We start from the raw sequence: 8,464 nt of genomic DNA on the forward strand, positions 1-8,464 counted from the left end.
ACAAAGGCACAAAGACACAAAGAAGAGCAAAAGCTTTTTAGGTAAGAGCTCTTATTAAAAAGCTTTTGCTTTTCCTTCGTGCCTTTGTGCCTTTGTGGTTCAAAGCTTTTAAGGCTTTTATGAAAAAGATATATGTTGCTGGCCACCAGGGGATGGTGGGTTCGGCTATTGTTCGTCAGCTTTCTGAACAGGCTGATGTTGAACTGGTGACCCGGAGTCGCCGTGAGCTGGACCTGACCAGCCAGAGTGCCGTGGCTGAGTTTTTTCAGTCTGAACAGATTGATCAGGTGTATTTGGCTGCGGCGAAAGTGGGCGGTATTCACGCCAATAACACGTACCCTGCCGAGTTTATTTATGAAAACCTGATGATGGAGTGCAATATTATCCATCAGGCTTATGGGGCAGGTGTTAAACAGTTGTTGTTTTTGGGTTCGAGCTGTATCTACCCGAAAATGGCGCAGCAACCGATGGTGGAAAGTGAATTACTCAATGGCCACCTGGAAGCCACCAATGAGCCTTATGCCATTGCAAAGATTGCCGGTATCAAGTTGTGTGAATCATACAATCGTCAATACTGTGTTGATTACCGTTCGGTGATGCCTACCAACCTTTACGGTGAGAACGACAACTTCCATCCGGAAAACAGCCATGTAATCCCAGCCATGATGCGCCGTTTCCATGAAGCGAAACTTCGTGGTGATAAAGAAGTGGTTGTTTGGGGTACCGGAACGCCGATGCGGGAGTTTCTTCATGTGGATGATATGGCAGCGGCCTGTATCCATGTGATGAATCTGGATAAGACGATTTACAGCGAACATACTCAACCGATGATGTCTCACATTAATGTGGGCACCGGGGTGGATTGCACCATTCGTGAACTGGCTGAAACCATGAAGCAAGTGGTGGGATTTGAGGGTGAGATTGTGTTTGATACCACCAAGCCCGATGGTGCGCCTCGCAAGCTGATGGATGTTTCGCGGCTGGAACGGCTGGGCTGGAAGGCATCGGTTTCTTTGCAAGATGGGCTGGGAATTACTTATGGGTGGTTTCTGGAACATGCTGCGGAGTTGCGGGCGGTTTGATTTTTTTGAACCACAAAGACACAAAGACACAAAGACACAAAGGAAAAGATGAAAAGCTCTTTTATAAAAAAGCTTTCGCTCTTCTTTGTGCCTTTGTGTCTTTGTGGTTAAAGGCTTTTAAAAGATGTTGGAGCTGGAAACCTTTAAAAAGGTGGTGGCCTCTACCCCACTGGTATCGATCGATTTGATTGTTCGCAATAATCAGGAGCAGGTGCTGCTGGGGTTGCGGAATAATCGTCCTGCTCAGGGGTATTGGTTTGTGCCCGGTGGGCGGATTCAGAAAGATGAACGATTGGAAGATGCCTTTCGTCGTTTAGTAGCGGTTGAGCTTGGGGTGGATGCTGAAATGGCTGATGCCCGGTTTTTAGGCACTTATCAACATTTTTATGCCGATAACTTTTCTGGTGAAGATTTCAGCACGCATTATGTGGTGCTGGGTTATGAGCTGACTTTGGATATAAACCTGAACGATCTACCTTCAGATCAGCATCAGGATTACCGCTGGTTTACCGTTGATGAGCTGCTGGTTTCTGAGCAGGTGCATCAACATACTAAAGATTATTTTTTGTGAGTTGTGAGTTGTGAGTTGTGAGTTGTGAGTTATGAGTTATGAGTTAAGAGTAGAAAAGCGGTGCTTGAACTCATCCCTCACCCCTCAAAACTCATAACAACATTGCAACTCAAATCATGCCTAAATACGAATCATAACAGGCAATAGAAAATTTGATAAAATACGGCAATGCCGTATAATCAATAATCTATGATTTTCATCGAAACAAGCAAATTTACCAAGCTGCTTCCTGATTATTTGTCGGATGATGAATACAGAATGTTGCAATGGCACCTACAGGAAAAGCCTGATTCAGGCGACATTGTTCGTGGTAGTGGCGGAGTGCGAAAAGTTCGTTGGGCCACAGAAGGGAAAGGTAAAAGTGGCGGCGTTAGAGTCATTTATTACTGGAAAAACAGTGACCACGAAATGTGGATGCTAACCATTTACAGTAAGTCTGAGCAAGCATCTTTGCCTGGCCACATTCTTAGAAAAATTGCGGAGGCTATCGAAAATGAGTGAACGAGATATCGGTCAAGAAATTCTTGATGGCATCGAAGAAATTAAAGCCTTTAAGGCTGGCAAAGGGGAGCTGAAGACCTCTGTTCTATCAGATCCATCACCAGCAAAAGAAATCAGAAAAAAGTTACAACTTTCCCAGTCAGCATTTGCGGGCTTTATGGGTGTTAGTATCCGAACGGTACAAGACTGGGAACAAGGGCGTAGAACGCCACAAGGCCCAGCAAAAGCTTTGCTCAGAATTGCAGAGCAATGCCCGGAAGTGTTTCAAGAAATACGCTAAACCAACCTTAGAGCTTCACTAGTTAGCAGACTGGTACCACGATCAATTATCAGAGAATGCCTGAGTTACATCAGCAGGTCCGTTGAAATACCGCAACCCAAAAACTATCACTCATAACTAAACCAATCATGAATTTAATACCCGTTATCATGTCCGGCGGCTCTGGTAGTCGCCTCTGGCCACAGTCCCGTTCTCTCTACCCTAAACAGTTTCTGCCGTTGGTGAATGACCAGACCATGCTGCAGAATACCATTTCACGGCTGGACGGGCTGGAATTTATTTCTGCGCCTTTGGTCATAGCCAATGAGGAGCATCGGTTTCTTGTAGCAGAACAGTTTCGGCAGATGGGCCGGAAAGCTTCATCAATTATTCTGGAACCTGTGGGGCGAAATACAGCTCCTGCAGTGGCTCTGGCAGCACTGAAAGCAGTGGCCGTATCTGAAGAAAAAGATCCTTTGTTACTGGTGCTGGCTGCGGATCATGTAATTCAGGATGTTCAAGCATTTCATCAAGCGGTTGAGGCGGCTTTACCAGCAGCTCGTGATGGTAAGCTGGTCACGTTTGGTATTGTGCCTACTCATCCGGAAACGGGTTATGGCTACATAAAAGCGTTGAACCACAAAGGGTCGGTTAATGATCCCTTCAAAACCGACACTTCCACCATCCATGGTGGTCGCACAGAGGCACGGAGAAAAGACGAAAAGCTTTTAAAAGAAAACTCCGTGACTCCGTGCCTCCGTGGCAAATCTTCTTGCATGCCTGTTGAACAGTTTGTGGAAAAGCCAGATCTGGAAACGGCTCAGGGTTATTTAGCTTCCGGTGACTACTACTGGAACTCTGGCATGTTCCTGTTCAAAGCCTCCCGCTATCTGGAAGAATTGAATCAGTTCCGCCCTGATATTTTGGAAGCCTGCCAGAAAGCCATGGAAGTGCAGAATGCGGATCTGGATTTTGTTCGCTTGGATGAAATGGCGTTCAAGGCCTGCCCCGATGAATCCATCGATTATGCGGTGATGGAAAAAACGGAAGACGCCGTTGTTATTCCTTTGGATGCAGGTTGGTCTGATGTAGGCTCTTGGTCATCGTTGGCGGATATTTCTGAAAAAGACGACGCCGGTAACTCCACTCTGGGCGATGTTCTGCTGCAGGATACCCGCAACACTTATGTGCGCAGTGAGAAAAAACTCATTGCTACGGTGGGTGTGGAAGACCTGGTGATTACCGAAAGTGACGATGCCATTCTGGTAGCCCATAAAGACCGGGTGCAGGATGTTAAAAAGATCGTTGACCGTTTAAAGGCCGAAAACCGCACAGAAGTAAAACTGCACCGCAAAGTCTATCGTCCCTGGGGAGCCTACGATTCCATCGATATGGGTGACCGTTTTCAGGTGAAACGCATTACCGTTAAACCCGGCGCACAGCTCTCGTTGCAAATGCACCATCACCGTGCCGAGCACTGGATTGTGGTAAAAGGCACCGCACTGGTCACCAATGGCGATCAGGAAATTCTGCTCACCGAGAACCAATCGACCTATATTCCCATTGGCACTGTTCACCGACTGGAAAACCCGGGTAAGTTTGATCTGGAAATGATCGAAGTGCAGAGCGGCGGGTATCTGGGTGAGGATGATATTGTGCGGTTTGAAGATACGTACGGGAGGGCGTGATTGACGCTACCCGCTTTCCGCCTCCCGCTGCCCGAAAAAGCACCGCTTTTACCTTTGGCGGGTAAACGGACCGCGGGTAGCGGGCGACGTTCTTTAAGTCTACCCCCGCTTTCCTTGATCCAGCTTTTCGGCCAGCCAGGTTTTAACCACCGCCTGCCGGGCAATACCCAGTCTGGATGCTTCGCGATCAAGAGCCGCAATCATCCATTCCGGGAAGTCGATATTGATTCGGCGGGTTTCCAGGCCGGGGCGTTGAGCGCTGGACCAGTCAATATGTTCATCAATGCTGTCGTGGCCTTCATCAAAGGCCTGGTCGAACTCTTTAGCTTTCATAGGCGGTTATCTCTTTGGGTCTTGAGCGACGCACCGAAATAATTCGGGTTTTATCGTTACGGGGCGTAAACACGGCAGTCCAGTGCTTCCCGGTGTATTTGGCAATGAGCAGAAAACGAGGCTCCTCAGAAGTCATGGCCTTGATGACCACTCTGTTTTCATCCTCCCAGAGGCTCTGAGCCTGATCAAAGTCAATGCCATGCTTTTTCAGGTTGCTGAGACTCTTTGCCAGATCATACTCAAACATTTTTGTGTAGGTGTCTTATATATATCTACAGGGCACCTTAAATATAGGTCAATATATACCATATTGCCATTTTAGGTATTTTTGATGAGTACTCTCTCTTGCTTTAAGGCCTACGATATTCGTGGCCGCATGCCTGATGAATTGAATGAAGATATTGCCTGGCGTATTGGCCGGGCAACGGCTGAATACCTCAAGCCCAAAACCATGATCGTGGGTGGTGATATTCGTCTTTCTACTCCGGAGTTAAAAGCGGCACTGAGTGATGGGTTGCGAGCCGGTGGTGCCGAGGTGGTGGATATTGGTCTGTGCGGTACGGAAGAAGTTTATTTTGCCACCTCTCACCTGAAAGCCGATGGCGGTATTATGGTGACCGCCAGCCATAACCCGAAAGACTACAACGGCATGAAGCTGGTGCGGGAAGAGAGTAAACCCATTTCTGGCGATACCGGGCTGCGGGAGATTCAGCGGTTGGCGGAAGAAGTGTTTACCGAAGCTTTCAGTACACGACCAGACAGTTCATTGGTGTCTTATCAGAAGGTCAGTAACCTTGATGCTTATGTGGAGCATATTCTGGGGTATATCAAACCGGCAGAACTGAAACCTCTGAAACTGGTGGTGAATGCCGGTAACGGTGCTGCCGGGCATGTGATTGATGCCATTGAAGAACGGTTCAAAGCCCTTGATGTGCCGGTGGAATTTGTGAAGATTCACCATGAGCCGGATGGTAATTTTCCCCATGGGATTCCTAATCCGCTGTTACACGACTGTCGGCAGGCAACCATTGATGCGGTGCTGGAGCATAACGCCGATATGGGCATAGCTTGGGATGGGGATTTTGATCGTTGTTTTCTCTTTGATGAGAAAGGTCAGTTTATCGAAGGGTATTATATTGTCGGGCTGTTGGGCGAGGCGTTTCTGGCGCACTATCCAGGTGCCAAGATTATTCACGACCCTCGCTTGACCTGGAACACCATCGACCAGATCACCACCGCAGGAGGTGTGCCGGTGCTGTGCAAAACCGGCCATGCCTTTATCAAAGAACGGATGCGGGAAGAAGATGCTGTCTATGGCGGCGAGATGAGTGCCCACCATTATTTCCGTGACTTTGCTTACTGCGACTCCGGGATGATTCCGTGGTTGTTGGTGGCGGAGTTGATGTCCCATAAAGGTAAGAAGCTGTCTGAACTGGTGGCGGAAAGGATTGCTCTGTTCCCATCTTCCGGTGAGATTAACAGTACGCTGGAAGATCCACAGGCGACTATCGATCGGATGCTGGCGATTTATGAAAAGGATGCCGTAGCGGCGGATCATACCGATGGTATCTCTCTGGATATGGGACAGTGGCGGTTTAATTTGCGGCTTTCCAATACCGAGCCGGTGATTCGGTTGAATGTCGAGAGCCGGAGCGATGTGGCGTTGATGGAAGACAAAACGGCTGAACTGCTGAGTTTAATTCGGAAGTGATTTGGAACCACAAAGGCACAAAGGCACAAAGACACAAAGAAGGGCAAAAGATTGGTAAGAGTAAAGCTCATACCATAGAGGCGCTTCTAAAAACTTTGTGCCTTTGTGTCTTTGTGGTTCACAAAAAAGGTTATAGATTTGGTACGGATTTTAGCATTGGGTTGGCTGGCCTTTATCGTCATCCTCTCCGCCAGTAAAAGCCTCGGCTATGGCCACTGGGCCTGGGGCAGTATTGAGCATTTTCTCGGCGGCAATCTGCAGATGCATTTTGTTTTCGCCTTTATTCTTTCGGCCCTGGCGCATCTGGCCAGCTCACGATTCTGGCACCGGGGCTGGTTGTTATTGCTGTTGGTGATTGGTTGTGCGCTGGATGAAGGCTTGCAGTTTGTTTTCCCTCTGCGTAGCTTCAACCCGATGGATTTTCTGGTGACCTGCGCTGGGCTATTGTTGGCTGCCTTGCCTTTTATGGTGTTGCAGTGGCGGCAGGTTAAAAGCTGTTGAACCACAAAGGCACAAAGACACGAAGGAAAAGATTAAAAGCTTTTTGGTAAGAGCTCTTATAAAAAAAGCTTTTGCTTTTCTTTGTGCCTTTGTGTCTTTGTGGTTCAAAAAAAAGATGGATTTTAGGTAAATGCCTACCTCGTTGTTATCGGGCCGTTCCCGGCTCCCTCTGTTTGCTCTGGTGGTGATGGATGTGCTTGTCGCTTTTGGTTGCGCCGAGCTGTCGGAATACCTGCGCTTTGGTGACCATGCCACCCATCATATCAACGCCATGGGGTTGCAGGCGCTGTTGTTGCTGGTGTTTTCTTTCTTGTGCGACGTGTATTCCCCCTGGCGGGGTAAACGCATCAGCGAGCGATTGTTTAAGGTGGGGCTTGCCTGGACGTTGTCGTTTGTTGCGCTGATCGCGTTTCTGGTGATGACCAAAAGCACCGAGCGTTATTCCCGTATCTGGCTGGGTACGTGGATTGTGCTGGCCATTCCTATGGCGTTGACCATTCGCTTTACCCTGTATCGGCTGTTGATGTCGTTCCGCCGTCGGGGGCGTAATACACGGCATGTGTTGATTATTGGCGACGGTCGTAATTTTGAAAACATGCGGGAGTATTTCTCCAAAGACAACGGCTATGGCTATCGGTTACAACATGTGATTCAACACGAGAACGATGAGCAGGCCCTGGCCGATCTGGATGGCTGGCTCGCGGCAGGCCATCAGTTTGATGAGTGTTGGCTCTGCCTGCCCTTTAATAAAAACACCATGCTCAAGCCGGTGATGTATGCCCTGCGCCACAGCACTGCGAATATCCGTTATATGCCCGGCCTGCAGGATTTGCCCCTGCTGAACCACACCATCACCAAGATTGGTAATTTTTATTCTCTGGATATCAGCTGCTCCCCCATGGACAGCGCCAATGCTGCTTTGAAACGCCTCTCAGATGTGGTGTTGGGTCTTATTGCCGTGTCGCTGTTAGCGCCGGTGATGGCGGGGGTGGCCATTGCGGTGAAGCTATCCTCCCCCGGCCCGGTGTTGTTCAAACAAAAACGTTATGGGGCCTCTGGCCAGCCGGTGGAGGTTTATAAGTTCCGCAGTATGAAGATGCATGTGGAAGGCGAAGGCAAAGTGACCCAGGCCACCAAAGGCGACCCGAGGGTGACAAAGGTGGGCGCATTTATCCGCCGCACCAGTCTGGATGAGTTGCCGCAATTTATTAATGTGTTGCAGGGAAGGATGTCCATCGTCGGCCCCCGCCCCCATGCCATTGCTCATAATGAGTATTATAAAGACCTGGTGGTGTCGTATATGAAGCGGCATAAAGTGAAGCCGGGCATCACCGGGTTGGCTCAGGTGAATGGCTTTCGGGGTGAGACGGATACGCTGGATAAAATGGCCAGGCGGGTGGAGTACGATCTGGAGTACATCAATAACTGGTCGTTGTGGCTGGATATTAAGATTCTGTTTGCCACGGTTCTTAAGGGATGGGTTGATCCGAACGCTTATTAAAAGCTTTTTTTGAACCACAAAGACACAAAGGCACGAAGAAAAGCAAAAGATTGGTAAGAGCAAAGCTCATAGTAAGCTCTTACCCATAAAACGCTTTTCCTTTGCGCCTTTGTGTCTTTGTGGTTCAAGATTGGTAAGAGCAAAGCTCATAGTAAGCTCTTACCCATAAAACGCTTTTCCTTTGTGCCTTTGTGCCTTTGTGGTTCAAAATTGGTAAGAGCAAAGCTCATAGTAAGCTCCTACCCATAAAACGCTTTTCCTTTGTGCCTTTGTGCCTTTGTGGTTCAAAATTGGTAAGAGCAAAGCTCATAGTAAGC

General features: G+C 48.5%; 10 protein-coding genes. 8 read left to right on the top strand and 2 right to left on the bottom strand.

Annotated features, from left to right (window positions below):
* Positions 1–119: 119 nt before the first annotated feature.
* The 5 genes from Q1B11_RS19595 (at position 120) to Q1B11_RS19615 (ending at position 4,101) form a co-directional block, all read left to right on the top strand.
* Positions 120–1,082, top strand: coding sequence for a GDP-L-fucose synthase (locus tag Q1B11_RS19595; protein ID WP_299735587.1), 963 nt, complete (start codon positions 120–122; stop codon positions 1,080–1,082).
* 124 nt (positions 1,083–1,206) lie between these two features.
* Complete coding sequence (locus Q1B11_RS19600) at positions 1,207–1,653, top strand: GDP-mannose mannosyl hydrolase (RefSeq protein WP_299735589.1); 447 nt, start codon at positions 1,207–1,209, stop codon at positions 1,651–1,653.
* Between the two features lie 189 nt (positions 1,654–1,842).
* Positions 1,843–2,154 carry a type II toxin-antitoxin system RelE/ParE family toxin gene (locus Q1B11_RS19605; protein ID WP_299735591.1) on the top strand — a complete coding sequence of 104 codons (312 nt, stop codon included), beginning with the start codon at positions 1,843–1,845 and terminating at the stop codon, positions 2,152–2,154.
* Positions 2,147–2,434 carry a type II toxin-antitoxin system MqsA family antitoxin gene (locus Q1B11_RS19610; RefSeq protein WP_299735593.1) on the top strand — a complete coding sequence of 96 codons (288 nt, stop codon included), beginning with the start codon at positions 2,147–2,149 and terminating at the stop codon, positions 2,432–2,434. Before Q1B11_RS19605 ends, Q1B11_RS19610 begins: the two co-directional genes overlap by 8 nt.
* Positions 2,435–2,562: 128 nt before the next feature.
* Positions 2,563–4,101: a mannose-1-phosphate guanylyltransferase/mannose-6-phosphate isomerase gene (locus Q1B11_RS19615; RefSeq protein WP_299735595.1), complete on the top strand. Its 1,539-nt coding sequence runs from the start codon at positions 2,563–2,565 to the stop codon at positions 4,099–4,101.
* Positions 4,102–4,200: 99 nt separating this feature from the next.
* Here Q1B11_RS19615 and Q1B11_RS19620 read toward each other — a convergent pair whose 3' ends face one another.
* Entirely contained in the window at positions 4,201–4,434 is a 234-nt protein-coding gene (locus Q1B11_RS19620; RefSeq protein WP_299735597.1) for a CopG family transcriptional regulator, read from the bottom strand.
* A complete protein-coding gene (locus Q1B11_RS19625; RefSeq protein WP_299735599.1) occupies positions 4,424–4,681 on the bottom strand; it encodes a BrnT family toxin in 258 nt (85 codons plus the stop codon). Before Q1B11_RS19625 ends, Q1B11_RS19620 begins: the two co-directional genes overlap by 11 nt.
* A gap of 84 nt (positions 4,682–4,765) precedes the next feature.
* Here Q1B11_RS19625 and Q1B11_RS19630 point away from each other — a divergent pair, with 84 nt between their 5' ends.
* From Q1B11_RS19630 to Q1B11_RS19640, 3 genes are all read left to right on the top strand, one after another.
* Complete coding sequence (locus tag Q1B11_RS19630; protein ID WP_299735601.1) at positions 4,766–6,145, top strand: phosphomannomutase CpsG; 1,380 nt, start codon at positions 4,766–4,768, stop codon at positions 6,143–6,145.
* Positions 6,146–6,283: 138 nt separating this feature from the next.
* Positions 6,284–6,646 carry a hypothetical protein gene (locus tag Q1B11_RS19635; protein WP_299735603.1) on the top strand — a complete coding sequence of 121 codons (363 nt, stop codon included), beginning with the start codon at positions 6,284–6,286 and terminating at the stop codon, positions 6,644–6,646.
* A 130-nt stretch (positions 6,647–6,776) separates the two neighbouring features.
* The gene (locus Q1B11_RS19640; RefSeq protein ID WP_299735605.1) at positions 6,777–8,147 is read left to right on the top strand and encodes an undecaprenyl-phosphate glucose phosphotransferase; all 1,371 of its coding nucleotides are present in this window, start codon (positions 6,777–6,779) and stop codon (positions 8,145–8,147) included.
* Positions 8,148–8,464: the final 317 nt, after the last annotated feature.

It is taken from the genome of uncultured Endozoicomonas sp., assembly GCF_947495845.1.
Lineage (GTDB): Bacteria > Pseudomonadota > Gammaproteobacteria > Pseudomonadales > Endozoicomonadaceae > Endozoicomonas.